The following is a 26,887-nucleotide window of genomic DNA, read 5'->3' on the forward strand; positions in this document are numbered from 1 at the left end:
TTTCTATTTTTGTTCTTTATGAGACAGTTCTATGAAAAATTTGTCTCAATTTTTCTAAAAAAAAGCAAAAGTTTTGAGACGTGTCTTTACACCGTTATATAAATACGTTATTAATAAAACAAGAAGGTGATCATTTGATTGAAAAAATACTCTTAGATACCCGAGCGTTAGACAAAATCGGACTCTACGGAAAACTATTATCAATTGCTCCGGGTGAATACAACCTAGAGTTCGTGAAAAATCTGACCCATTTGAGTGCAACACGATTGAAAAGTTTACTTTCCTCGATCCAACTCGACTTGCAAAACCTCTCCCCAGTGAATCTTTCATTACATAAAAACACCCTGAATCTTCCTAAAAATTTGATTGAATACAACCAATATCAGCAATTTTTAGCGCAAGAAAGCATTTCTTACAAATTATTGTTAAGCATCTTGACCAATCAAGATGAAAGTTTACTGGCATTTTGCCAAAGAAACTATATCAGTCGTTCGACTTGCTTTCGGCAAACAAAGAAGCTGCAAGACCATTTGAAAGAATTCAACGTGACGTTAAATCAGTCCGCTATGGCACTTACAGGTTCGGAGATGGTGATTCGCATCTTATTGTTTAATTTTATCTGGCACATTTCTTTAGGAGATAGTTTGGCGAAGGCATTTGATCAAGAGATCGAAGAACTTTTTGTGACTTACGAAGGAACGAAGTACAAAAGCAAGTATGAGATTGGCAAAAAAGAAGCCTTGCTTCATTGCAAAATCTGTCTATTTCGTATCAAGAATGGCCACGCGACAAATCTTTATCAGTTAACGAACCAGTCCTTTATTCCCAGTGGTGAAAATCTTGATTTCTTTTCAGCGTTTTTTGAAATCATTGATTCAGCTATAGATATTCTTGAGATCAATGCTTTGTTTTTCCTTTTTTATTACTGGCCGATGCTAACTTCAGCGGCAGACGTGCGCCTTCCGATCATTCAAGACTGTTACAAGCATGAAAAATCGGAGTTAAAGGAACTGATGGCTGAATTTGAAGCACACTGCCAAAAATTTCTCTGTGATTTTGATTTCGACCATCAATCGTTTCTTTATATGAATACATATCTTACATTGCTGAAGTTCTGCATATTCAAGCAAAAAGTTCCTCTTTTAAATTTTTTTGAAGCTACTATAATCAAAGATAAGTACCCATTACATACGATTTTGACAAATACGATTCAGAGCTTTTGGCGTAAAATAGCAAACCGCAAAGGCTACGAGTGGTTAAAAGCCTGTTATACGGATCTTGCTTTTTATCAAGCGTGTTTGCTTTACCCCATTTACATCGAAAAGGAACAGAAATATAAGCTTAAAGTTGCTTTTGTCTATGTATCCAATTACTTGGTCTCAATGGAAGTGTTTAATATATGTGAACGATTGCCCTATGTTGAAATTGAACGGATCACGCTGCCAACAGAGGAACCTTTTGACTTTTATATTCTGAGTTCCCCACAGCTTTTACCTCCTTTTACAACTGAGGAAAACACGGCGATCATTGATTTTTGCCGTTACCGTGATTTTGAAACGAATTTGTGTCAGAAACTTTTGGCTGCTTTTAATGAAAAAATAAAAAGAATAACTGCCAATAGCGCCTAAGTCCACCCTTTTCTCGATACAAACCACATCCTTTTGAAAAAGGATCATTGCTATACAAAATCCCCCCTTGGAATCAACAGATGATTCCAAGGGGGGATGTTTAGTTAGGAACATTCTATTTTTCTCAGTCTAAATCAGCCGAATATGAGTCAATGGATAATAAACAAAGCGGGCATTGCCTAAAATCGCATCGCCTGATATAGGACCAAAGGAGCGGCTATCTTTAGAGGCACGTCGATTATCACCAATGACAAAATAACTGTCTTTGCCTAATTTCTCAACGCCCAATAAAGATTCCAAATCAAAATCATTGGTATAAGAGGCAGACTCATGATCGTTGCTGCGGTTTTTCACTAGAAAATCTTCATCTACCGGTTCATCATCAATGTAAAGCTGATCATTGACATATTTCACCGACTCACCCGGCAAGCCAATCACCCGCTTGATATAGGTCGAACCATCTGGCAGCTGGAAAACAACGACATCAAAACGCTGGATCGGTGAAATCTTTTCGATGACTACCATATCTCCTTGTTGCAACGTTCCTTCCATGGAGTTCCCTTCAACAGGAACCGGAATCAGTAAAAATGCCCGAATCAAGAAGGCTGTTGCAAAGGCGATCAAGGCATATTTCACAACTAGCCAAAAACGATCGATCCACTGTTTCTTGGCATTCACAAATCTACCTCCTCTCCGATTTTTTCCTTACTTATTTTTCTGAAAGCAAGGACAGTGCTTTTAAGTACGCTGGGTCCTCTGCTTTGAGTTTTTCTGCTACTTCTTTTTCAATTGCTTGGGCAGTATCGGCATCGACTTCACCAGTTGCCTTTAGGTCATGAGCTTCTTGGAAGGCTTTCACAGCTGCAGTCGTCTCGTCATTGAAGGTATCGCTGCTCGTGGCATACCCTAACGCTTTAAGAAATTGATTCAGATTGTTGACAGCCGTTGACGATTGTCCAGCTTTTAAGGCATTATCACGAGGTAATGGCGGGAAATACGCATATTCTGGATAATCCTCTTCATAGTCCGGCATCACACCTTGATCGTTGACCCAATTTTCATTTGGTGTCAGCCATTTCATGACCGTCATTTTTAATTCACTATTATCCCCCAGATCTTTCACATTTTGAACGGTCCCCTTACCAAAGGTTTCCGTACCAACGACTGGGATATTCGCTGATTCTTGCAAGGCTGCCGCAAAAATCTCAGCTGCGGAGGCACTGCCGCCGTCGACTAAAACAACGACTGGCTCTGTGACTTTGAATCCTTCATCCAATGCTTCGCTCGCTTTGGTCTCACTGACAACCCCTTGATTGTTGGCAAACTTCACGATCGTTTGACCATTTTCTAAAAACATACTTGCCATGATCTGGACTTGATCCAGCAATCCACCAGGATTTTGTCTTAGATCAAGAACAAACGATTTCGCACCGTCTTCCCGCAACTCGGTGATCGTTTCTTTCAACTCAGCTGCTGTGTTTTCGGCAAAGGAGGTAATATCAATTCGACCGATCGTATCATCATTTTCAACCAGTTCACCATGGACCGTTTCGATTGGGATCACGTCCCGAGTGATTTCCACATCAAAGGTATCTGCTCCACGCTGAATCGTTAAGGTCACCTGCGTGCCTTTTTCCCCTCGAATCTTACTCACGACTTCAGACAATTCCTGTCCTTGCGTATCTTCCCCATCGACTTTGACGATTCGATCATTCATGCGCAGACCACTTTTTTCTGCAGGGGTGTTTTTGATTGGCGCTTGTGCGACCTCGGGATAGTCTTCCACGATCGACAAAGTAGCACCGATCCCTTCAAAACTTCCTGAGAGGGACTGATCCAAGTTATCCGCATCTGATTGGTTTAGATACGTCGTGTAAGGATCGTCAAGCGCATCGGTCATCCCTTGAAGAGCACCCTCAATCAATGCATCCTCATCGACTTCTTGGTAATAATTCGCAAGGATCTGGTCATACAACGACTGGATTTTCTCCATCCCGCTGGCTTCTGTCGTCGTTTCTGTCGCCGGCTGTGTCGTCTGCTGATTTTGCTGGGCTGTTTGCCATAAATAGACACCGCCTCCCGACAAAATCGCGACACAGACAAGAGAAACGATATATCGGCTTGTCGTTACATTTTTCATTCACAACACCTCTCTGAGAAAAAACAACTTCGTTCTGAGCATTTGTGCAGGCAAAACGAAGGACGTTTTTATTTGTTATTTTCGAGATACTCTGCCCAGATACGATCAAAAATATCCATGGATGGCAAATAATCAACGTTTAGTTCCAGATAAGAAGAGACTTCATCATAATCATCACTGTGCTTTGGAAACTGAATATCATGACTCGCATGAGTGGCAAAGATCTGAGCCTCATCTGTATGACTCGGACCTTTGACTGCCATTAAATAGCTATAAAAACTTTTACGCATGTTCTTGCTCCCAATGATCTTCTAAAAAGGCTGCTCGACGGGAATGATTGCGAGCAAAATTTTCAGGATTCTTTTTGTAGTACTCTTGATGTTCTTCTTCCGCTAAATAAAAGGGTTGCGCTGGTTCGATCGTAGTCACGATCGGATCGGTAAAGCGACCGGAAGCCTGAAGTGCTGCTTTGCTGGCTTCGGCTTTTTTTCGCTGCTCTTCGTTAAAATAGAAGATAACCGGACGATAATTGTCGCCGCGATCTTCAAATTGGCCAAAAGCATCGGTTGGATCTGTTTGCTGCCAATAAATCGTCAAGAGCTCCTCAAAACTGATTTTTTCTGGGTCAAAAATGATTTCTACTGCTTCGGTATGCCCTGTTTGATGGCTTTTGACTTCTTCATAGGTTGGATTTTCGGTATGTCCTGCGGTATAGCCAGAAAAAATCGAATGCACCCCTTCGAGTTCATCAAAGGGCTGGATCATACACCAGAAACACCCACCTGCAAAAATTGCTCGTTCCATTATTCATCCTCCGTTTCAGCTGGTAAATATAAGCTCATTTGAATTTCATCATCTACAAGATTGATTTTGTTTGCCTTGATGAACAATCCGTTTTGCATGCGGAATTGATCCAATCGTATCAGTATAATTTGTTCATCGGCATTGACATCGATCCATTCGGGAAATTTAAAACTACGTTTGATCATTTTCATTACTTCACTGGTGGGCAAATCCAAGGTGCCAATCGATAGACTTTTGGCTTTTAATTGGACATTGCCTTCTTCTGTCACATAAGGATCAAAATAGAGATAAAACGTGATAGGAAACCCTAATACTTGAAACTCGCCTGTTAAGAGTGCTTCGTTTCTCAGCTCAAAATTATATTTTACCTCTTGATCCTTTTGAAAATCAGATAGATAAAAATCAATCAATTGATTGACTTGGCTTTTGTTGCTGTTAACGGTCAGAACAGGACTGCCCTCCCGTTGAACAAGTTCAGCACTTTCATTTAAGCCAGTTTCTCGCTGCTGAAAAATTCTTGAAGCAAAGAAAACCGTTGTCCCCAAAAGGATGCCGACCAGAACTAGAAAAGCAATTTTCCAGTAGTTGATCGATTTTTTAGTGCTTGCAGCTGTTTTTTCCGGCTGCTTCGTTGATTCGCTTGGTTTCATTTTGCTTCCTCCTCTAGCAACCAATAGTTTTGTGTTTTGATCACTTCATCGCGAACGGCATTCGCCATCAGTTGATACCCAAGATTATTGGGATGGAAGCGGTCGCCTTCATACAAAACATTGTTGGTGATATTATTCCCGACAGCTTGCGATGAGTCGGTAGTCGCCGACGTGCTGCTTTGTGTCTCATCAGCATTTGGCGCCGATGACTCAGGTAAACTTCCAGTGTCGGTTGTTTGTGTTGTTTCCTCAGTTGCGTCTTCTTCTGTATCCGCAATACCGACCTCATCACTTAACCCTTTATAGAGCAAATCGTTGATAGGAATAAAAAAGGCATTTTCTTGCTGATTGACGAACGTTTCCGTCTGTTTATTCCAGTTATCAATGATCGTCTGCATGTCGGTGATCTCTGGAAAGTTCAGATAAAATGGATTGTAAATACCCAAAACATAGATTGGGGCATCGCTATTTAGTTCACGGATTTGAGCGAATAAATCTTTTAAGCGTTCATTATATTCTGCCATCGGTTCCGTAAACGTCTCGATACTCAGACCGAAGAAATTGCTTTGGATCACTTTTAAGACGTCATTTCCGCCGACGGTCAAAGTAATCAGGTCCGCTTGACTAAGGTCTTGGCGCAAGTCTTCATCATTTTTGACTCGTTTTAAAATCTGGTCGCTTCGTTCACCAGCGACCCCATAATTTTTGGTTACTAAATTGCTCAGATCATAGCGGTCCTCTAGATCTCCTGCCAAAATAGGCACAAAGCCGCCCCGAGCTGTTTCATCCCCAACACCCTCTGTCAATGAATCCCCAAGTGCGAGGTATTCAATGGCGGATTTTTTCGAATCATTGGCTGCTAGCTTATCCACAGGGGTCAGCAGTGGTTGCGCTTTGGGAACAGCTAAATGAAACAGTACACCCGTTCCAACGGCTATCAGTCCCACAACGATCAAATAAGTTACTAATTTCTTCCATTTCACAGGTATTCAAACTCCTTTGTAATCTTTGCTATTTTAACAAAATTCTCATAAAATTCCTAGTCGCAATCCTTCAAACTTAAGAAAGAAAACAGCTCCCTACTCTCTGAATAGACAAAGAATCGCAGCTTCATTCTGCTTTTTCTTCCTTTCAGCTTTTCATACACCAAAAAGCGATTCGTCGTCAAACGAATCGCTGAAAGGAAGCACCTTTTTTATTCCGTACTGTAAGTGATCGCAAACGCACCTCTACCTGTATGAGTGGCGATGATCGGTGTTGTGTGAAGCAATGGGATCTCCAAGTCAGGAAACAATTCTGCTAGTTCTTTTTGGAAACGTTCCGTGATTTCTAACCCTTCTGCATGAGAAATACCAATTTTCGTCACTTTTGGCATATTCTTCAATTCTGCTTTTAATTCCTCAAACCATTTATTGAACGTCTTGACGCCGCGTCCTTTGACGACTGGAATCAGTTCTGAATGATCAAAATCCATGATCACTTTCATGTTCAGTAAGCTCGATAAAAGACCTTTGGCGCGACTGATGCGCCCACCTTTTACTAAGTTTTCTAACGTTGAAACGCCGATAAATAATTTCGTATGCTCACGCACCAGATCCACTTCTGGTAAAACTTCTTCTAATGTCTTACCGGCTTTAGCCAATTCTGCTGCCCGAATCACTTGAAAAGCCAACGCTTGGTCTGTCGTGTCGCTATCGATCACGGTGACTTTGGCTTTTGATAAATGACTTGCTTGACGAGCCGCTTCCACAGTTCCACTAAGACCTTTGGTCATATGAATCGATAGTATTTCACTGCCATCTTTGCCTAATTCATCATACAGTTCTACAAAATGACCGATCGGCGGCTGGCTAGTTTTAGGTAATTCTTTGGCTTGCGCCATCATTTGCATAAATTTTTCTCCCGGCAGCGTTTCATCATCTGGATAAACGACACCATCGATCATTACAGATAAAGGCACGACATGGATAGCCAAAGCATCACGGACACTTGGTTCCATCGTACTGGAAGAATCTGTCACAATTTTAAGATTTGCCATCATATATTCACTCTCTCTTTAAATCAAGTCTTTTTTCGTGGTAAAATAACCACAGACCATTTATACTAAGTATAACAGAGAGAAAATTTTTTTTCATCTAATTTCGATTCGAAAGGACGGTGCCGAATGCAGCACATGAAGTTTAGTCGCAGATATTTGATCGTCAATGAAGTATTAAATGCAGTAACCCACGGGATCGGATTAGGACTGAGTATCGCAGGACTGGTCATTCTCTTAATCAAGGGGGCAAATCTAGGGTCACCTATCCACATCGTTTCCTATGCCATTTATGGATCGATGATGATTTTGCTCTTCCTCTTTTCTACCTTATTTCACAGTTTGATTTTTACCAAAGCAAAAAAGGTCTTCCAAGTCTTTGATCATGCCTCCATTTTCTTGCTGATTGCTGGAAGTTATACACCTTTTTGCTTGCTTAGTATCCAAGGCTGGCTTGGCTGGTCACTCTTTGTCTTGATTTGGCTACTAGCAATTAGCGGCATCGTTTATAAGTCACTGACTCTTCATAAAAAAGAGACCGTCTCAAAAATCTCCACCCTGATCTACATCATCATGGGCTGGTTATGTGTTATTGCCTTTAAACCTCTGATCGAACATTTAGGCTACTGGGGAACATTTTTACTAGCAAGCGGTGGTGTTTCTTATACTGTAGGTGCGCTATTCTATAGTTTAAAATCCGTTCGGTTCATGCATGTGGTTTGGCACTTATTCGTTATGTTAGGTGCTGGATTGATGTACTTTTCCGTCTTGTTGTATACCTAAAAATGAAGCACTGCTTACAAAAAAAAGAACAGGAAACTTTCGCTGCAGAAAGCTTCCTGTTCTTTTATTTTCTACGATAAAATTCAAATTGATGGGGATAATGGTTCTTTTCATCGACGATCCCATCAATCACATGATCAAGTTTCCATTGCGTCCAATCAATCTCTGGGAAATACACATCTCCGTTAAATTCCGCAGCGATCACTGTACGGTACAATTGATCACAATCGTCAATCATCGCTTCAAAAACACCTGCTCCACCAGTTAAAAAAACGGGATGCTCTTGCTGCTTCACATACGCCAAAATTTCCTCACGGTCATGCATCACTAAGGCGCCGTTGGCTTGATAATCCCGATCACTCGTCAAAACGATCGTCGTACGCTGTGGCAGTAATCTTTTTCCCATGCCTTCAAAGGTTTTGCGCCCCATTATAATCGTATTATTGATAGTTTGCTCTTTAAAAAATTTCAAATCATTCGGCAAATGCCACGGCAGTGTACCATCCGCTCCGATCAACCCCTTTTGATCTTGTGCCCAAAGTGCGATCAACATAAAAATTACATCCCTTCTGTATAAAATGATTCCGAAATAATAGCAGCAACCTGCAGCCGCTGCATCAGCTGAAAAGCTGATTCATGCTCAAATGGATCTTTGTTGCGCTCCTCAAAGCGCAAGCCATCACAGGCTTGGTAAACAATTGTGCCGCCGCTTCTTTGGACATTTCGCGGCCATTCCCCATCGTTTAAATGCGCGTTGTTGTTTTTCAGCAAGGTCGGTATCAGGGAGATTGGAAAGAGAGCACTGCCAGCTGCGACATCAACTTCTTCTATTTGAAAGAAGTCAGCAGCGATCTCGTTGATCAGGCGCTCCGTTCTTTGCCACGTTTGCGGATGACTCGCAAACGCCCTTGCAGTTCGTCCAAGGATACAATACGTATTCGCAGGTAAAGGCTTTTTGCTTATTGCCACTAGTTCTTCTGGATAGGTCTGAATCCACGTCACCACGCGATCAAAATCACAAATATGCAGCGAATCCAGAGCTGGCAGGTGGTGCTGGGCAGCAAAAACAAGCCTTCTGCGGGCATCCGCTGCTCCTTTTGCTGGTATAAAAATGGCAGTACACTGCTGATTTGATCGAATGGCTTCCTTTAGCTCTGGCACTGTTTCTTCGGATACGGATAGCCAAACTGCAGCATAGTGCTGATGCAAGAAATCGATGACTTGCTCAATGAGCGCTACAGTAATCGATCCAGCATGACTCTGATGAAAGGTCGCCGCAAAGCCTCGCTTGTGGGTATTTACCATTACGCCTCATTCCTTTCTTTATGAAATGAAACCCAAACAACCACTTAAACTGCGATCGGTGCTTTGATCGTTGGATGCGGATCATACCCTGCCAAGGTAATATCTTCCATTTCAAAATCAAAGATCGACTGTTTTTCAGGATTTAACTGTAAGGTTGGCGCAGGACGTACCGAACGAGTCAACTGTTCCTTCATCTGTTCCATATGATTGCTGTACAGATGAGCATCGCCTAATGTATGGACAAAATCCCCGACTTCTAGTCCAGTTTCATGAGCAATCAGGTGCGTTAATAGCGCATAACTAGCAATATTGAAGGGAACGCCTAAAAAGACATCGGCACTGCGTTGATACAGCTGACAGCTTAAGCGACCCTCATGAACATAAAATTGAAACATTGTGTGACAAGGTGGCAACGCCATCGTCGGTACATCTTCAGGATTCCATGCGGAGACGATCAGACGGCGAGAATCCGGCGTCGTTTTGATCATGTCGATCACTTCTTTGATTTGATCGATAAACCCGCCGGTACTTTTTTCCCAATGCCGCCATTGATACCCATATACATGGCCCAAATCGCCGAAAGTTTCAGCGAAAGCATCATCGGCTAAGATTTTTTCACAAAATAGTTTCAACTCATGTTGATACTGTTCATTGAAAGCTTCATCCACTAATGAACGGCGACCAAAGTCTGTCATATCAGGACCTGTGTAAGCATCACTTTTAATGTAGCGTTCAAACGCCCATTCATCCCAAATGTGGTTATTATGTTCCAGCAGGTAGCGGATATTGGTATCTCCCTTTAGAAACCACAATAATTCGCTCTTGATCAAGCCAAAAGGAACTCTTTTTGTTGTCAGCAAAGGAAAGCCTTGGGACAGATCAAAACGCATTTGATGACCAAAGACACTGCGTGTTCCCGTTCCTGTACGATCACTTTTATCATTGCCTTCTGCTAATATTTTTCTTCCTAGATCTAAATATGCTTGTTCCATCGTTCTCTCCTTTACTCTACACAAATTCGCTCAAATATTCCCAACGATCCATTTTTTCTGCCAGTTGCGTTTCAACCTCGCTGATTTCTTGCTGTAATTTTTGCAGCTTCGTAAAGTCCGCGCCTTGATGATTCATTTCTTCGGTCAAGGCGGCTGCTTTTTCTTCTAATGCTGCGATATCATCTTCAATCGTCGCCCACTCTTTTTGTTCCATATAACTCAGTTTCTTTTTGACAGGCGCTGCAGCAGACGCCTCACTTTCAGCAGAAAGTGAATCGGTTTTTGTTTCTTTTGGCTCTAGTACACTCGAACTAGCTTTATTGGTATTGGCTGCTAGATATTCATTGATGGAACCAAAGTAGGACGTAATCCTGCCATTTCCTTCGAAGATCAGCAATTTTTGGGCAACTTTATCTAAAAAGTAGCGGTCATGGGAAACAGTGATGACTGCACCTGGAAATGTTTCCAAATAACTTTCCAAAATCGTCAAGGTATCAATATCCAAATCGTTGGTCGGTTCATCTAACAAGAGAACATTTGGCTGTCCAATCAATAGCTTGAGTAAAAATAGTCGTCGTTTTTCCCCGCCAGACAGCTTGCCGATCTTGGTGCCATGCATGGATCGCGGAAATAAAAACTGTTCCAGCATTTCGGCGACACTGACTTGGGAGCCATCCACTTTTTGCACTTCCTCGGCTGCTTCTTGCAAATAAGCAATCATTCGCTGATCAGGGTTCATCGCTTCAATCGTTTGCGTATAATAAGCCATTTTCACAGTCACGCCCATCGTACGCTCCCCTTCTTCTAAAGGCAGGCGACCAGCTAAAATATTGAGCAACGTCGATTTGCCCGCACCGTTTTCTCCTGTGATCCCTAAGCGTTCTCTTGATTGAATCAACAAATCAAAGTGAGACAAAATCGTTTTGTTTTCAATCTGATAACTCGCATCTTTTAGCTCTAAGACTTGTTTGCCTAAGCGTGTCGTAGCAACATCAATGGCCACTTCGCCGTTTCGTTTTACTTGATGTAGGTTTTCTTTTAAATCATCGAAACGATCGATCCGTGCCTGTTGTTTCGTTGTACGGGCCTTCGCTCCAGTGCGAATCCAAGCCAACTCATGTTTGTACAACTGCTTGCGCTTGTCTTCTTGCGTCTCCTCCACACGTTCTCTTTCTGCTCGAGCATGAAGATACGTCTCGTAATTGCCCTGATATTCATGTAGCTTGCCAAAAGACAATTCAAAAATCCGATTAACGACTCGATCCAAAAAGTAGCGATCGTGGGTCACCATCAGTAACGCACCCCGATAATTTTTTAGATAGCCTTCCAACCATTGGATCGCATCATAATCCAAGTGGTTAGTCGGTTCATCCAATAACAACAAGTCTGGTTCATCGATCAATACTTGAGCCATAGCCACTCGTTTCTTTTGACCTCCAGATAACTCACTGACCTTTTTTTCTAACTCATTGATCCCAAGTTTTTGTAAAATGATCTTGGCAGTTGTATCTGTATTCCAAGCATCGGCTTTATTCATCGCTTCTTCTGCCAACTGATAATTCCGTTGCGTTTGTTGATCCAAGCCATTATTCTCTAAGGCAATCAGCGCTTTTTCATAGTCACGAACAACGCGAATCAGCGGACTGGTGCCTTGAAAAACAGCATCTACAACAGATAATTCTTCTTGTAACTGATTGTCTTGAGTCAAGAAACCGATGCGATAATCTTGGGCGGCAAATACCGTTTGGCGATCGCCATCACCGCGATCCAAACCGGCCAAGATCCGTAACAAACTCGATTTACCCGTGCCATTGACACCGATCAAACCGATTCGATCTTTTTCATGTATCAGAAAAGAAAGCTGATCAAACAGTGTTTTTTCACCATATGTTTTGGTTAATTCACTTACTTTTAATTCTTTCACAGAATCCCTCCTGAGTTTTTTCTTCGCTCATTGTACCACATTTCATCAGCGGAAACGATGAGAGAAAAAAATCAATTTTTGTAAAAAAAGAATGCCTTCGTCAGTCTACTCCCTCTGATCATCGATGTTGATCATTGTTTAGGAAAATAACCTGACGAAGACACTCCATAAAACGTGCCTCAAGTTGTGCGCCTCTTGAGACGTATTATCGGCGAAACATTCGCTGCTTCGGCTGTTCTTCTGCTCGAGACATCGCATACGATTCTAACAGATTGACATTGCGTCGATATTCATTTGCCGAAATCGTTGAGATTTTTTCAGCCACTTCATATTCATCGATCGTCTTGCGCTCAAGGTAATAGCCCCAAAGGACTTTCTTAACAAAAATCGGGTCTTGCTCGATCATGATCGTTTCAATGAAATTGCTGTGTTCAAACCGTTTGATGCTCATTTCTCGTTGACGAATAAAGAAATTGATCAGCGAGGAATCATAGACATCTTCTAAATTGCTCAAACTGTGAAAAATATATTCACTGTTCTTTAAGTAGATTTTTTGTACTTCAGAAATGTCTCGTTGCTTCAAGGCAGCTTTTAGCTGCTGCTGTCGCTGTAAAAACAAGCGAGGATGAATCAAAATACGGATAAATCGCTGAATAAAGAAGAGCCAAAAACTAAAGAATGAGAGAATTTGTTTTGCGAGGGAATGCTGCTGCTGAGAAATAAACCGTGAATAAAAACGGTAGCCATTTAAGCTGACTTTCCCATTTCGATAAGCTTCATCCAAGCCGTCTTGTTCGATCGATAGGATCAATCCTTGAATCTCTTGGATTTCTTGTTTTTCTGAATCAGTCAGACTATTGCGATACAATTCCCAGCGCCGATTTTCATAAGAATTGATGACAGCATCGATCGCTAAACGGCCTTTATCCGAGAGTTCCTGCTTCTCTTCTGCTTCCAATTGTTCGATGACGTCTTCTAAGATCAGCAAGTGATTGAAGTCGACGCTTTCGGCAGCTTCCCCATCTGCCAAGTATGGCAAGACCATCACACTTATGATCAATGTCAGCAAGATCACACAAGCGGTCAAAAACAGAAGCAAGCCTCTTTCATGAAAGGGTGCATCATGCACCATCACTGGCAAAATAAAGATGGCTGCCAAACTGACTGTTCCCTTGACTCCACCAAAAGTCAACAAGGCGACTTGATTCATAGATACTTGTTTTTTTGACTGTAAAAACCAATAGTAAAACAACAAAAAGAGAAAACGAACGAGGAAGATCACCGCCGTGACCACCAAAATCGTAATCACTAGATGCCAGTTTGCATAATTATTGCTCTCCCAGATTGGTGAAAATACTTGTGACAACTCGATTCCTAGAAAAAGAAACACCAATGCATTCAATGTAAAGACAATGGTCGACCAAGTACTTTCTGAAATATTCGCCAGCTCTGCATCAAACAACGAGATCCGTCGTTTTCTTTGGGCTTGGGCTACACCTGCCACAACGGCTGCGATGATGCCTGAGACCCCGATCATTTCGGCCAGCAAATAGGCAGCAAATGGCAAGAGCAGTTCGATCAATAAGTATACTGTGACATCTTGTGCCGAGATTTTTTCAATAAAGCGCAAAATTCGACGTTTCAGCCACACGATCAAGTAACCGACAAGCCCGCCGCCGATACTAGAGAATAGGAGCTGGAACCCTGCGTTGGCTGCTGAAAAGCTCCCGGTGGTCAAAGCTACGATAGCAAACTGCAATGCGGTAACCCCTGAAGCATCGTTCAGTAAGCCCTCGCCTTCCAGAATGTGCATAATGTTTTTGGAAATTTTCAAACGTTTTGCTAATGAGGAGACTGCCACTGCATCAGTTGGTCCTAACGCAGCACCAAAAGCGAAACAAGCAGCCAGAGGAATCGTGGGCATCAACCAATGGAGCGTTCCGCCGACAGCAAACAGTGTCATTAGAACGCCGCCAAAAGCCAAAAACAACACGATCTTGCTGTTTTTGAGGATTTCAGGTACATCTGCTCGTTCTCCTTCACGAAACAGCAATGGTCCAATGATCATTACTAAAAACATTTCCGGTTCAAAAGCGATTTCCTGTCCCATTTCTGTTAAACCTAGTAAAATCCCTAAGATGATTTGAATAAAAAAGATCGGTACCGAGGGTAATATTTTGCTCGCCACATTTGATAACGTGACGAGAATTGCAATGATAATGACGAGTTCAATAAATTCCATCCATTACCCTCTTTTCTTTCGAATAGCTAATAACAGCTCAAGAAAATCTTCTTTTTTCAAAAGGATCTTATCGTTTAAAAGATCTAACTCCTTTTCGTTATTTTCAATTTCGCATTGGACACGCCGTGATTCCAAGCGGTAAAGATCGTGTTTCATTCGCTCAAATTTACGGAAGAGCAATGGATTTTTCCGCTGCAAGTATTCACGAATCTCTTTTTTTTCAGCTGGTGTAAATTGTCCCAACTGTTTCATCAGTTCTTGTTTGCTTAAACATTCCTTGTTCATGATTGTGCTTTGGGCCCCTTTTATTATCAGTTTATCTTTTTATTTATCGTATAAATCAAAATTATCTCTTGACCGCTAGTATTCTAAGCCAATCATTCAAAAATAGCAAGTCTTTCTCACTAAAAGATGGTTTTCTATCCGCATTCTTATAAACTAAAAAAACCGCAGCTTTCACTGCGATTTTTTGTTTATTTCATATACAAGTCGTAATAAGCATCCATGATCTCTTTCGCGATTTGAATATTGGGATGCGTATTGGTGTCTCCTTTTAATTGAGGCATCACGATCGCAATCGCAATATCCGCATCACTGCTTGGCCCGTAGGCAACGATGTTTAAGTTAACTAAGCTGATGGTATTGCCATTACTATCCACGATGGGTGTTTCGGCAGTACCTGTTTTGGCAGAGACTTCCATTTTCGCAGAAGCCAAGCCTTTGGCAGTTGCCCAAGCATCCGTTCCATGAACCGCATCGTAAAAGCCATTTTGGATAATTTGCATTTGCGCATCTGATAAACCAACCTCGTTCAATACCGTTGGTTCGATGTCCTCAATCAGCGAACCTAGTCCGCCTGTTTCATCATTGTCGTAGATTCCGTCAACGATGTGAGGCTGCAATCTTTTGCCACCATTAGCAACAGTTGCTGCATATTGTGCCAGTTGCAGTGTCGTATAAGTATCAAACTGGCCGAATGCTAAGTCGAGGATCTTTCCGCCATCACTGACAGGGTCCATGTTCTCAATGGATGTGCTGATACCAGTTGCTTCTCCTGGTAAATCGATCCCTGTTTCAGTTCCCATACCAAAAGAGGCAAAAGAGGAACGGAGTTTTTCGTAGACATCCCCTTGACGATCCACTGTTGGAATCGAGATGCCTGACTGATAATTGATGCCCATCAAACGTAAAGCGACTTGCATCATATAGGAGTTAGAAGAAACTTCCAATGACTGCTCCGCAGAAAGATTGCGATTATTTGCCCCAGTTGGGTTGAAAATAGAAGCTTTTACATCGGAGCCGATTCTGATTGGTTGATCCAGCAGCACTTCGTTGCCGTTTAAGACGCCGTTTTCCCAACCGGCAGCCAAGGTTCCTGCTTTGACGACGGACCCTGGTACAAAGGAATTAATAAAGGTACCAATGGCATTTTCCTGCATTTCATTTGATCCCGTGTCATGATGATACCCGGACATGGAAAGGACACCGCCGGTTTTCGGATTTAACGCCACTGCGTATACCCCTGGGGAATACTCTGCAGCACCAGAATCAATCAGTTTTTGAAAATTGTCTTGCAAAATCTTGTCAACTTTCGCTTGAAATTCAGCATCGAGTGTTAGAACCAGATTATCCCCCTTTGCGCCTGCAAAGGTTTCTTTTTGACTTTCAATATTGTTGTTGTTGTCAAGCGATATTTCAGAGATGGATTTTGTTCCTTGTAAAACTTCTTCATATTGTTGTTCCAAATAACTACGGCCAACGCGATCATTACGTGCGTAACCTTTTTCTAAGAATTCGTCTAGAACTTCTTCAGGTATTCCTTGTTCTTCACTAGTCACCGTTCCGATCAAACTAGCCAGAGAACTTCCTTCAACGATCTTTCGTGTCCAATCGGTCCCGGTGGAGATTCCTGGTAAATCGACCATGTTTTCAGCAACAACTGCCAATTCACGGTCAGACACATCCGACCTCTTAATAAAGACCGTACTCAAAGATTGGGCGCTATTCATCCGCTTAAAAATCGTGGCTGCTTCTAATTCTGCATCAGAAAAATTGATTTCATCTTCTGTCACTTTATCAACGGTTGCCGCATATTGTTCAGAAGTACCTAAAGAACGCTCTTCATCACTCAATCGGTCAGTTGCTGCTTCAAGATTTTCTTCATCGGCCAGCCAAAAGTCCTTAAGATCACGATCAGACAAGTTTTTGTCCACAGGAACTTCGATCAACTCGCTCAATTTTTTGGCCGTTTCTAACAGATCTTGAGCGGTCATTTTGTTTCCCCGGGTAAAAGTGATTGCTGCATTGGCTTGATTTTCCACTAACGCTTTCCCAGAAGCATCGTAAATCATCCCACGAGGGGCACTTCCTTTTACTTCCACTACAGATGAGGCTTTCAACTGCTGCTCAATATTATCGCCATTGACGATCTGTAGATAGCCTAATTGAACGATCAAGGACACAAACAAAGCAAAAATAATAAAAAACAAAAAGTTCAATCGAAATGGAACATGAGATTTGCGATACGATTTGGCCTTTGGTTCTTCTGGCCCCTTGCGTATCCCTTGGACAACTTTATCTTTCAAATTCTTCATCTCATCTATCCTTCCAATCTATAATGACTACTGTCCTATTTTACCAAAAAATTCGATCTGAAACAGAAAAAACAAAAAATATCCATTAATCCTTAGAAAAAACTATAAAAACTCAACGATATCTGCCTGAATGTTTCACAGATAGATTGTTTCATTTTCACTCTTTCATGAAAAAATTGTTTTTTTAAGCTTTCTTATGTTTTTTCATTTGTTGATTTCGTGAAACAAGATATACATTTCAGTTTTTGTGGAAAACTAGATCGATTGAAGCGATGGGATCTTTCATATAAACGAAAAATCGACACACAAGCAGTTGCCCATGCATCGATTCCGCTATCCTATCAAACAGTTGAAGGAGATGTGTAAAGCGACACACCCTCAAATGATCGAAAGACAGCTATATGGTTTTATTCACTCGCATCCTCACCATCGGAAAACACTGCACTGTCATCATAGAACTGATAGTTCACATAGCCTTGCGTATGTTCATCTCCTTGTGAAAGCTGATTGTTTGGAGGGAGGGCCAGTTGTTCTCTGAGTGTATTTTGCATGTGTAAGAGCTGATTGACCCCTAAAAGCTGATAGTAGACATCATTCAACATTTGCCCTTCCCCTTGCAGCTGCTCTTGATGAATCGTCGTAAAAGCCGGTAAATAGTTTTTTCCGATATCCAGCATATCGTCCCATGTCAGATCCGTCTTTGAATTTTTCTCAACTGCTTTTAATAATTTCTGATAATTATTGACTCCATCCAAACTCATTATTTTTTTTAGAATTTTTGTTACGACCTCACGTTGTCTTTTCTGCCGACCAATATCTCCTTCTGGGTCTTCTTTACGCATGCGTGCATAAGCTAGACCAGTTTTCCCATTTAAAGTGATTTTTCCTTTTGGAACATGAACCCCCTCTAGCGTAAAGTCGATATCATTCGTTACTTTGATCCCACCAACTGCATCAATCAAATCTCTCAGGCCTTGCATGTTGATTGTCACATAATGATCAATCGGTATATCCAAAAGATTTTCCACAGAATCCATTGCCATGGCTTCTCCGCCAAAAGCATATGCGTGATTTAACTTATCTAGCGTTCCATACCCGACGATTTGAGTAAATATATCCCTATCCAAGCTAACAATCGTAGATTGCTTTTTTTCTGGATTTACTGTAACAACCATCATGCTGTCTGAACGGCCTTGTTCGGTCCTTCCTAAAGCTCCGGTATCAATTCCTAGTAACAAGATGGAAAAAGGTTCTCTTTTTTCAATGTTGACAGTTTCTGAACGCCTTTTTGTTTTTCGATCTACTGGTTTAGAAATATGTTCAAAAGTTGAACTTGTATCTTTATAAACTTGCAAGCCGTACACAGTTAATCCGATAATTCCCAGGACTAAAATCCCTAATGTTCCTATTACTATTCTTTGATATTTTCGCATCTTGCACCTCGTCCGATAAAAATAACAATCGACTAAATTTTCGCATAATTTATATCATACAGCAATCTCATTTGTTATAAAACTTTTGTTTTAATAAAAATGTAATGTAAATGAAACAAAACGAAAGTATCCCTCACTTGAAGGAAAGAAATAATTTTCTCATTCTTTTCCTTCATGGTTTTGCCAGAAACTAGCTAGGACGAAAAAAACCTTGCTTAGCTGCAAGGTTTTCAGTCGATTCTGTAATTAAGTAATTAGACTTTGGTTACTTCCGCTGCCTGCGGTCCGCGGGCACCTTCAACGATCGTAAATTCAACTTCTTGTCCTTCTTCAAGCGATTTAAAACCATCTCCTTGAATGGCAGAGAAGTGAACAAATACATCATCGCCACCATCGACTGTAATAAAACCAAACCCTTTTTCGTTGTTGAACCATTTTACTTTCCCATGTTCCATAGTGTGTAAAGCCTCCAATAATTATAATCCGACGATTCCGTCGATTTCATTATAGCGGAATATGTAAGCGTTAGCAATAACGAAATTTCTTTCCATCAACAAAAAAGAAGCCCTTAGACAGGCTTCTTCCTAATAGTTTGATTAAGCTTTTGCGAAATATTCGTTCACTTTATCCCAGTTAACAACACTCCAGAAAGCATTGATGTACTCTGGACGAACATTTTTATATTTTAAGTAATACGCATGCTCCCAAACATCTAAACCTAAAACAGGTGTTTGACCATCCATCAATGGTGAATCTTGATTCGCTGTTGAAGTGATTGCTAGTTTACCGTCTTTAACGACTAACCATGCCCAACCTGAACCAAAACGTCCAGTTGCAGCAGTTTTAAATTCTTCTTTAAAGTCTTCAAAGCTGCCGAATGTTTCTTCAATTGCCTCTTTGATTGCCCCAGTAGGTTCGCCACCAGCATTTGGGCCTAAGATTTCCCAGAAGAACGTGTGGTTAGCATGGCCGCCGCCATTGTTGCGAACCGCTGTTTGAATATCTTCAGGTACAGAAGAAAAGTCTGCTAATAATTCTTCAACTTTTTTTTCACCTAATTCAGGATGTTTTTCAATCGCTGCATTTAAGTTTGTTACATAAGTGTTGTGGTGTTTATCATGATGCAAATGCATCGTTTCTTCATCAATATATGGTTCCAATGCATCGTATGCGTAAGGTAAATCTGGTAATGTGTAAGTCATAAAAAAAATCCTCCTCAATGATAATGTTTACATAAGTAACATTATCAGACTATCAGACTTTGTTCAAAAAATATGCTTACTTTTTCTCACTTTTTTTCGTATTGAAAATCAAAAATTTACTAAACACATAATTTGCCAAAACAACAACGACTTGGGTGACCAGCTTGGCAACAAGATCGCCGGTAGCTAAAACTGAGATAAAGAAATACATACAGAGCATGTCCAAGCCTAATGATATAACGCGAAAAAAAATGAACTTTCCAAATGCCGCCCAAGACTCTTGCTTCGTTTTTGTTTTTGCTTCGAAGACCCATAACTTATTTGTAAAGTAAGCGAATAAAACAGAAGCGATCCAAGAAATCACATTCGCTGTCTGGTAATAAAAACCAAACCCTTCACGAAAAATAAGATAGACGACAATATTGACTACGGTGGTCAAACCACCAAAAAATAAATACGTGAGTGGCTCCCACAGTTTTTTTTGTTGTAAGATTTGTTTGTATTCAATTAACTTTTGCATACATATGCCTACTTTCATTACTTTATTTACTTATTCAATAGATATTTGGCTCTTTTTTTGTGAATTCCTTGTAATCCTAAGAACCCTTCGTTACAATTACTCTAGTTATACCACAAAGGAGTTTATCAGCAAATGACTATCGTCCAACTATTTAAAATTGCTTTTTTTCGAATACCAGAACTAAAATTCGTCAAAAAAGCAGAGTTTTCCAAAGTGATCGTTTTTCTATTAGGTGCAGCCGTGATGATGGCTTTGCCAATTACCATCAATGTCTTAGGCGTCTTTCGTGATGTGCAAGCAGATGGACAAAAAATCGGAGAAACAATTCCTGATTTCACGATCGAAAATGGACAGCTTTCTGCCGCTCCAAATACGCAAGGATTCATCTATCAAACCGATTCGATCATCTTTACTTTTGATCCTGATGGCAATCGTACACCAGCGGATATTGCATCTGATGTCACCGGCTCGGTGATCGCAGTAGGTTTGTTAAAAGATCAGCTGGTCATTCGTATCCCTTCTTCTGGTTTCTCAACGTCTATGTTAGACTCAAACCAATTAGAATTTGATTATAGTGAACCAGCACTGCGTAATCTTAACGGTCAGGCGATTCGTGAAACCTTATCCAACCAAGCGATCCCATGGCTGATAAAAATCATTGTCTTTTTTGTCGCCTTATATCCCACGTTTGTCAGCTTACTGATCACCTTAATCATGGGAACCTTTATTGCAACGATCTATACGAAATTGAAGCTATTCTCTTATACCTTTTTCGAAAATTTAAAGATTCTCATTGTCTGTGCTGCATTGCCTACACTCATTAGTGTTATTGTACAACTAGCGCTGCCTTCCTTTGATGCTACCACCTTTATTTTGTTTGGTTCCCTATTCTTATTTACACAAGGTGTCAAAGATTCCCAAAAAATACAATTAAAAAAATGATCTATGCCATGTTCAATTCATTGAACATGGCTTTTTTCTCAATCTTTGCTACACTTAAGATACAAGGAGGCTTGGCAATGAAAAAAATAATCTTAGCCACTCGCAACTTTCGCGACACTTATGTGGAACAAATGGAAAAAGACTATCAATTTCTCGTGTACTCAAAGGACCAAGCAATTGATTGGTCACAAGTAGAAATCACTATTGGTTGGAAACCAGCATGGAACGAACACCTGTTAACCGAAAAAACAAATTTGAAATGGGTCCAAGCGATTTCGGCTGGTGTGGACACCTTGCCATTAAAAGAGTTTGCAAAATACGACATTCTCTTATCAAATGGCAGTGGCATCCACGCAGAATCGATTACAGACCATTTATTGGCTTTGCTCTTTATGGAAAACCGCGGGATTTTCCAAGCAATCCAACAACAAAGAAAACAGCAATGGGCACCGGATACGATTCCTTATGCAAAGCTATCTGATCAAGAGATTTTGATCGTTGGTACGGGACAAATCGGCCAAAGATTAGCCAAAGCATTAACCTTTTTTGGTGTACATCCGATCGGCATTAATACAAGCGCCCATGAGGTGGCGGGTTTTGAAAAAACGTTTGCGTTATCTGACTTACACACTTGCGCAAAAACCGCCGATTGCATCATCAATATTCTTCCACTGACAGAAGAAACCGCACATTTGTATGATGAAGCCTTTTTTGCACAAATGAAGCCTTCTGCTTCATTTTATAATGTCGCTCGCGGTCCTAGCGTGGATACTGCCGCATTAACAAAGGCATTAGAGAAAAAGCAGCTGGCATTTGCCGCACTAGATGTTTTTGAAGAGGAACCTCTACCAGAAAATGATCCGCTATGGCATACCGAAAACCTGTTGATTACTCCTCATATCTCAGGACACACGCCTCATTTTCAAAAGGCATTTATGGATATTTTCTTAGCGAATTTCCAACAATTTTTAACAAAACAAGAACTTGTTAAAAATGAGATAAACTTGGATAAGGGATACTAACAAATTCTTTCCGAAAAAAAAGTGTACAGTTGAAGGCAACCCCTTCAAATTGTACACTTTTATTTTATCATTGTTTTTCTTGGTCTTTTTCGGTTTCTTTCAAGAAGTACAAGGGTCTATTTTTAGTCTCTAAGAAAATTTTTCCGATATACTTGCCGATGATCCCTAAACAAAGCAATTGCAATCCACCAACAAATAAGAAGATACTGACCATTGAAGGCCACCCTGATGTCGGATCTCCAAAAATAAAGGTTCTTATCACAATAAAGATCAAAGCAATCAGAGAACCAAAACAGGAAAGCGCACCAATAAACGAGGCGATATTCAAAGGTGTATCTGAAAAATTGACGATGCCATCGATCGAATATTGGAATAGCTTCCAGAATGACCAGGACGTCTCACCCGCTACTCTTTCTCGATTCTCATAGGCGATGTATTCTGTATCAAACCCAACCCAGCTGAAGATCCCTTTTGAAAAGCGATTGTACTCTGACAGCTGTAAAACTGCATCAACCATATTGCGGCGCATCAAGCGAAAATCTCGCGCACCGTTTACCATTTCAGTATCGGCAATTTTGTTGATGATGTTATAGAACGAGTTCGAAAAAAAACTGCGAATCTTTGGCTCACCTTTTCTATCGGCACGTCTCGTACCCACACAGTCAAGCTCTGGTTTACTTCTTAGCAAAGAAAACATTTCAGGTAGTAATGACGGCGGATCTTGTAAATCTGCATCCATTACAGTGACAAAATCGCCTCTAGCAGCTTGTAGCCCCGCATAAAGAGCAGCTTCTTTGCCAAAGTTTCTCGAAAAAGATAGATAGCGAACACTTTCAGGGTGGGCGTGATACAAGTCTCTTAAAACAGACAGAGTTTGATCTGAAGACCCGTCATTAACAAAAATATATTCAAAAGGCATATTTAAGTGTTTCTTCACTTTTTCTGTTTCTTCAAAGAAAATCGGCAAGCTTGCCTCTTCATTAAAACAAGGTACAACAATTGATAACATCGGTTTCATCTCCTAGAGCCAATCGTGGGAAATCGGTCAGCTGTGACCGAATCCACATTATTTTTTATCTTCGCTAAAATCATATTTCGGTTCATCTAACGTTTCATCATAATCTACAGTTAAATCATAGCCTTTGAAAAACCATTCGTCTGCTTCATCAATAAAAAAAAGCAAGCCATCAATGGTTTGTTCGACGATCGGACGTTCTGGTTTATCGACTGACATTCCCACGGAAAATCCGTCATGCACTTGTGTTTTGCCATAAATTTTTCCGAAAAAACGAATCCCGCTTCCTTGGTCTACCACCAATTCTTTTTTAAACCATTGCATTGCTTCAGGACTTATTGTTAAGTTCATTTTCTTCACTCCTAATCATTCATATGTTCATCAAGTATATCTACATCATCTGTATTGCCGATCACGAGTAAATTGTCATTTTCACGCACGATCGCCTCTGCATCAGGCGAAACGATCACTTGTCCTGGTCCCCGACGAATCGCAACGACTGTCAGACCATACTTTTGTCGAAAATTCAGCTCAATCAGGGATTTATTGAAAAAGCGTGGATTGGACACGCGAATCTCTGCTAGAGAAAATTCGTCAGATAGTTCAATATAATCTAAGATATTTTTGGAAACTAGATTATGGGCGATGCGAATCCCCATGTCACGTTCGGGATGAACGACACGGTCTGCGCCGAGTTTTTCCAGTACACGGGCATGGTATTCGTTTTGGGCTTTCGCTAAGATATTAGGTACACCCATTTCTTTGACCATCAAAGTCACCAAAATACTAGCTTGAATATCCTCACCAATCGCAACAATGACATGGTCAAAGTTACGGATACCCAATGAGCGTAACGTCATCTCATCTTGTGCGTTACCGACCACCGCATGGGTGGCGATATTCATATACTCATTGACACGATCTTCGTTGCTATCGATCGCCAGTACTTCTTGTCCAGATTCAATCAACGTACGACAAATACTGCCACCAAAACGGCCCAGACCGATTATTGCATAATTTTGCTTCACCACAAACGCTCCTTTTTTACCAGATCATAATTTAGTATAACAAAAACCTCCTCTGCTTGCCATGAGGAGGTATGATTATTAAGACTTTATTTTATCAAACCATGTTTAAAAGCATATATCGTAGCTTGTGTACGATCTTCTACTTCTAATTTTGATAAGATATTTGACACATGTGTCTTCACTGTTTTCAGCGTAATGAAGAGTGAATCCGCAATCTCTTGATTGCTCTTTCCTTCGGCGATCAACAGTAACACTTCTTGTTCCCGATTGGTCAAATCTTCATGTAGGATCGGTGTCCGATTCGTCAAACGATCCATCATTTTCGTGGTGACTTCGGGTTCTAAGACCCGCTCTCCTCGCTGGGTTGCACGAATGGCTTCCGCAATCTCATGAGCAGTAGACGTCTTTAACAGGTAACCTGCCGCACCCGCTTCAATAGCAGGATAGACTTTTTCGTCATCAATAAAACTAGTGACAATAATGATTTTTGCTTCGGGCCAATCATTTAAAATCAATTTCGTAGATTCGATCCCATCCATTTCATCCATCACCAAATCCATCAAAATCACATCTGGACGTAATTCCAATGCCTTTTCATACCCGACTCGACCATTTTCCGCTTCCCCAATTACTTCTATATCGTCTTGAATCGATAGATAAGAAGAAACCCCCAGACGAACCATTTCATGGTCATCAACTAACAACACTTTAATCATACCTTATGCCTCCTTCAACAGTGGAACTTTAATTTCAATACTGGTTCCTTGATTTTTAAAACTAATAATTTTCAACGTTCCGCCAACGGCACTTACCCGTTCTCGGATATTCATCAAGCCATAGCTGCCGGCCTTTTGATCTTGTGGATCAAAGCCAACACCGTCATCGATCACCCGCAACAACACGTTATTATCAATGCGATGCAAGTAAACTTCCAACTCATTGGCCTTGGCGTGACGCAGTGTATTAGATAAGAGTTCTTGGATCACACGAAAGAGTTGATCTTCAATCGAACTAGGCATCGTAAAGTCTTCAATATCCCAAGTCAATAGAATTTTGATTTTGGTCTCTAATTCTTTTAACAATTGCTCGATTCCTTGCTTTAGACTCTTCCCTTCCAAAGTAACAGGTCGTAGATGAAGCAAGAGCGCTCGCATTTCAGATTGCGAAGCATTGATAATGTCTGTGACCATAGCTAACTGTTTCTTTTGGCTTTCTGGCGCATCTGTTCGAATCGCTTGCTCATTTAGTGCAGACATCATCATCATGGCGGCAAACAGCTGTTGAGAAACAGAGTCGTGCAATTCACGAGCCAGACGCTGCCTTTCTGCTTCTAAAATCTCTTCTTTCGTCTGACCATCAACAAACTGCGGTTTCGCATTCAATTGCTGTAATTCCATCGACATCTGTTTCATCTTCGATTGGATACTGGCAATATCACGATCCACATTCGCAATCAAATGGTTTTCAGACGCATGGGGGATTTTTGTTTCCAATAAAGGGCTATCGATATAGCCGCTGGCTAACAGTCTTAACTTTTCTTCCACCGGACCGTATTGACGGTTGCGAAAAAAAGAAATCAGTAAAAAGACAGCTAAAGCAATCAATGCAGATATTACAAGTAAGTGAAAGACGATTGGGATAAAGAAGAGCTTGATTTGAAAGACTTCTATCAGCCAATTATTTTTCCCACTGGCATATAAATAGGAAAACAGCATCAAAATCATGGTGAAAAAACTTGCTAATCCTGCATAAAAAGCGATCATGCCTCTTGAAAATTTCCCGATCATACCCGAATCACCTCAACATCACCAACAAGGGTATTCGTCAAGATTTTCAAACGCCGACTATTTTCGCCATAATCCGGGCTGTAGATCGTCACTTTTTCATTTTTCAAGCTCGTTTCTTCGCCTTCAAAAATAACGGAGCCAATAAAAGTACTGTGCTCTAATTTGATCGCTATACCAGCAGGCACTAAAATACGAGTTCTGCCAAAGCCTTTTCGTACGATCACGACGTTTTCTTTCTTAGGCAATAAAGTGTTGCCTAAATCGATAAAAGTGTCCCCCGTCAAGATATCTAAATTGATATCGTCCCATTCATAGACTTGACTGCCGATCCGTTCATTACCTAACCATTGCTGCTTTTGTTTCAGTGGATGATCAGCTTTGGGTTCTTCAGTTTCAACGATAATCATTTGTTTTTTGCGCCAGAATGAATTTTTAGTTAAGTCGATTCCGGTAATCTCGACTCCTTTTAAACCAATAAATAAAATCGCAAAAATCAGCATCAGCCACAGTGCTGGACTATTTAACAAACTGATCAAAATAGCAATGGAACTTGAGACCATCAAGAAATTTTTAAAATTGCTCTTGCGCTCACTTCGGTTCACAAGGACCAAGCACGTCACACCAAGTATTAATAAAAATAATAATGGCGGATTAGATAAAATTTGCCATACCGCAAAAAGCAGTAAGAGCGCTTCAACAATAAAGAAAAAACGCCAAGGACTTTTCATTCAAGCTCCTCCTCCTAGTAATTCTACTCTATCATACCTGAAAAAAATGGTTTGTCCATCCGTCGCTGGTCCGAAAAAAGACCCTGTTTGATCAAATTCCCTAAAGGAGAATG

General features: G+C 40.9%; 28 protein-coding genes. 4 read left to right on the top strand and 24 right to left on the bottom strand.

Features of this window, described 5'->3' with window-relative positions:
* Positions 1-134 precede the first annotated feature (134 nt).
* Positions 135-1,628: a helix-turn-helix domain-containing protein gene (locus IGK14_RS10505; protein ID WP_010749384.1), complete on the top strand. Its 1,494-nt coding sequence runs from the start codon at positions 135-137 to the stop codon at positions 1,626-1,628.
* 129 nt (positions 1,629-1,757) lie between these two features.
* Here the strand turns inward: IGK14_RS10505 and lepB are convergent, their stop codons facing one another.
* The 7 genes from lepB to IGK14_RS10540 all read right to left on the bottom strand — a co-directional run bounded on the left by lepB (position 1,758) and on the right by IGK14_RS10540 (position 7,260).
* Complete coding sequence (gene lepB / locus IGK14_RS10510; protein WP_005229602.1) at positions 1,758-2,306, bottom strand: signal peptidase I; 549 nt, start codon at positions 2,304-2,306, stop codon at positions 1,758-1,760.
* 31 nt (positions 2,307-2,337) lie between these two features.
* The gene (locus IGK14_RS10515; protein WP_010749383.1) at positions 2,338-3,768 is read right to left on the bottom strand and encodes a S41 family peptidase; all 1,431 of its coding nucleotides are present in this window, start codon (positions 3,766-3,768) and stop codon (positions 2,338-2,340) included.
* A gap of 68 nt (positions 3,769-3,836) precedes the next feature.
* Positions 3,837-4,058 carry a YozE family protein gene (locus tag IGK14_RS10520; protein WP_005229600.1) on the bottom strand — a complete coding sequence of 74 codons (222 nt, stop codon included), beginning with the start codon at positions 4,056-4,058 and terminating at the stop codon, positions 3,837-3,839.
* Positions 4,051-4,572 carry a peptide-methionine (S)-S-oxide reductase MsrA gene (msrA, locus tag IGK14_RS10525; protein ID WP_010749382.1) on the bottom strand — a complete coding sequence of 174 codons (522 nt, stop codon included), beginning with the start codon at positions 4,570-4,572 and terminating at the stop codon, positions 4,051-4,053. The genes IGK14_RS10520 and msrA overlap by 8 nt, the downstream gene beginning before the upstream one ends.
* Positions 4,572-5,222 carry a YpmS family protein gene (locus IGK14_RS10530; RefSeq protein ID WP_010749381.1) on the bottom strand — a complete coding sequence of 217 codons (651 nt, stop codon included), beginning with the start codon at positions 5,220-5,222 and terminating at the stop codon, positions 4,572-4,574. The genes msrA and IGK14_RS10530 overlap by 1 nt, the downstream gene beginning before the upstream one ends.
* Entirely contained in the window at positions 5,219-6,205 is a 987-nt protein-coding gene (locus IGK14_RS10535; protein ID WP_010749380.1) for an SGNH/GDSL hydrolase family protein, read from the bottom strand. The genes IGK14_RS10530 and IGK14_RS10535 overlap by 4 nt, the downstream gene beginning before the upstream one ends.
* 212 nt (positions 6,206-6,417) lie before the next feature.
* Positions 6,418-7,260: a DegV family protein gene (locus IGK14_RS10540; protein ID WP_026008095.1), complete on the bottom strand. Its 843-nt coding sequence runs from the start codon at positions 7,258-7,260 to the stop codon at positions 6,418-6,420.
* 126 nt (positions 7,261-7,386) lie between these two features.
* Between IGK14_RS10540 and trhA the strand changes: the two genes are divergently transcribed.
* Entirely contained in the window at positions 7,387-8,040 is a 654-nt protein-coding gene (gene trhA / locus IGK14_RS10545) for a PAQR family membrane homeostasis protein TrhA (protein WP_005229593.1), read from the top strand.
* Between the two features lie 64 nt (positions 8,041-8,104).
* Here trhA and IGK14_RS10550 read toward each other — a convergent pair whose 3' ends face one another.
* The 11 genes from IGK14_RS10550 to IGK14_RS10600 all read right to left on the bottom strand — a co-directional run bounded on the left by IGK14_RS10550 (position 8,105) and on the right by IGK14_RS10600 (position 20,252).
* Entirely contained in the window at positions 8,105-8,593 is a 489-nt protein-coding gene (locus IGK14_RS10550) for a dihydrofolate reductase (RefSeq protein WP_005229592.1), read from the bottom strand.
* A gap of 5 nt (positions 8,594-8,598) precedes the next feature.
* Positions 8,599-9,345, bottom strand: a complete 747-nt coding sequence (locus IGK14_RS10555; RefSeq protein ID WP_010749379.1) for a hypothetical protein — start codon at positions 9,343-9,345, stop codon at positions 8,599-8,601.
* Between the two features lie 44 nt (positions 9,346-9,389).
* Positions 9,390-10,337, bottom strand: a complete 948-nt coding sequence (locus tag IGK14_RS10560; protein ID WP_010749378.1) for a thymidylate synthase — start codon at positions 10,335-10,337, stop codon at positions 9,390-9,392.
* A 16-nt stretch (positions 10,338-10,353) separates the two neighbouring features.
* Positions 10,354-12,261, bottom strand: coding sequence for an ABC-F family ATP-binding cassette domain-containing protein (locus tag IGK14_RS10565; protein WP_010749377.1), 1,908 nt, complete (start codon positions 12,259-12,261; stop codon positions 10,354-10,356).
* Between the two features lie 205 nt (positions 12,262-12,466).
* Positions 12,467-14,503: a cation:proton antiporter gene (locus IGK14_RS10570; protein ID WP_010749376.1), complete on the bottom strand. Its 2,037-nt coding sequence runs from the start codon at positions 14,501-14,503 to the stop codon at positions 12,467-12,469.
* Positions 14,504-14,506: 3 nt separating this feature from the next.
* Positions 14,507-14,788, bottom strand: coding sequence for a hypothetical protein (locus tag IGK14_RS10575; RefSeq protein ID WP_010749375.1), 282 nt, complete (start codon positions 14,786-14,788; stop codon positions 14,507-14,509).
* A 188-nt stretch (positions 14,789-14,976) separates the two neighbouring features.
* Positions 14,977-17,097, bottom strand: coding sequence for a peptidoglycan D,D-transpeptidase FtsI family protein (locus tag IGK14_RS10580; RefSeq protein WP_010749374.1), 2,121 nt, complete (start codon positions 17,095-17,097; stop codon positions 14,977-14,979).
* A 407-nt stretch (positions 17,098-17,504) separates the two neighbouring features.
* Complete coding sequence (locus IGK14_RS10585) at positions 17,505-18,530, bottom strand: LCP family glycopolymer transferase (RefSeq protein WP_010749373.1); 1,026 nt, start codon at positions 18,528-18,530, stop codon at positions 17,505-17,507.
* Between the two features lie 254 nt (positions 18,531-18,784).
* Complete coding sequence (locus tag IGK14_RS10590) at positions 18,785-18,985, bottom strand: cold-shock protein (protein WP_005229578.1); 201 nt, start codon at positions 18,983-18,985, stop codon at positions 18,785-18,787.
* Positions 18,986-19,126: 141 nt separating this feature from the next.
* Positions 19,127-19,732 (bottom strand): superoxide dismutase, encoded by a 606-nt coding sequence (locus tag IGK14_RS10595; protein ID WP_010749372.1) that lies wholly within the window; start codon positions 19,730-19,732, stop codon positions 19,127-19,129.
* 76 nt (positions 19,733-19,808) lie between these two features.
* Positions 19,809-20,252 carry a GtrA family protein gene (locus tag IGK14_RS10600; protein WP_010749371.1) on the bottom strand — a complete coding sequence of 148 codons (444 nt, stop codon included), beginning with the start codon at positions 20,250-20,252 and terminating at the stop codon, positions 19,809-19,811.
* A gap of 132 nt (positions 20,253-20,384) precedes the next feature.
* Between IGK14_RS10600 and IGK14_RS10605 the strand changes: the two genes are divergently transcribed.
* Complete coding sequence (locus IGK14_RS10605; RefSeq protein ID WP_010749370.1) at positions 20,385-21,194, top strand: DUF1189 family protein; 810 nt, start codon at positions 20,385-20,387, stop codon at positions 21,192-21,194.
* 26 nt (positions 21,195-21,220) lie between these two features.
* Positions 21,221-22,216: a phosphoglycerate dehydrogenase gene (locus IGK14_RS10610; RefSeq protein ID WP_438712672.1), complete on the top strand. Its 996-nt coding sequence runs from the start codon at positions 21,221-21,223 to the stop codon at positions 22,214-22,216.
* 67 nt (positions 22,217-22,283) lie between these two features.
* On the opposite strand, the gene IGK14_RS10615 is transcribed toward IGK14_RS10610, so the two are convergent.
* The 6 genes from IGK14_RS10615 to liaF all read right to left on the bottom strand — a co-directional run bounded on the left by IGK14_RS10615 (position 22,284) and on the right by liaF (position 26,774).
* Positions 22,284-23,225 (bottom strand): glycosyltransferase family 2 protein, encoded by a 942-nt coding sequence (locus IGK14_RS10615; protein WP_010749368.1) that lies wholly within the window; start codon positions 23,223-23,225, stop codon positions 22,284-22,286.
* Positions 23,226-23,282: 57 nt separating this feature from the next.
* On the bottom strand, positions 23,283-23,582 hold the full coding sequence (locus IGK14_RS10620) for a HesB/YadR/YfhF family protein (RefSeq protein WP_005229567.1): 300 nt from the start codon (positions 23,580-23,582) through the stop codon (positions 23,283-23,285).
* A gap of 11 nt (positions 23,583-23,593) precedes the next feature.
* On the bottom strand, positions 23,594-24,259 hold the full coding sequence (locus tag IGK14_RS10625) for a potassium channel family protein (protein ID WP_005229566.1): 666 nt from the start codon (positions 24,257-24,259) through the stop codon (positions 23,594-23,596).
* Between the two features lie 86 nt (positions 24,260-24,345).
* Positions 24,346-24,975: a response regulator transcription factor gene (locus IGK14_RS10630; protein ID WP_005236913.1), complete on the bottom strand. Its 630-nt coding sequence runs from the start codon at positions 24,973-24,975 to the stop codon at positions 24,346-24,348.
* 3 nt (positions 24,976-24,978) lie between these two features.
* A complete protein-coding gene (locus IGK14_RS10635; RefSeq protein WP_005229561.1) occupies positions 24,979-26,046 on the bottom strand; it encodes a sensor histidine kinase in 1,068 nt (355 codons plus the stop codon).
* Positions 26,043-26,774 (bottom strand): cell wall-active antibiotics response protein LiaF, encoded by a 732-nt coding sequence (liaF, locus tag IGK14_RS10640; RefSeq protein WP_010749367.1) that lies wholly within the window; start codon positions 26,772-26,774, stop codon positions 26,043-26,045. The genes IGK14_RS10635 and liaF overlap by 4 nt, the downstream gene beginning before the upstream one ends.
* Positions 26,775-26,887 lie beyond the last annotated feature (113 nt).

The organism is Enterococcus sp. DIV0970a, assembly GCF_051711265.1.
In the GTDB taxonomy this organism is placed as follows: Bacteria; Bacillota; Bacilli; order Lactobacillales; family Enterococcaceae; genus Enterococcus_D; species Enterococcus_D casseliflavus.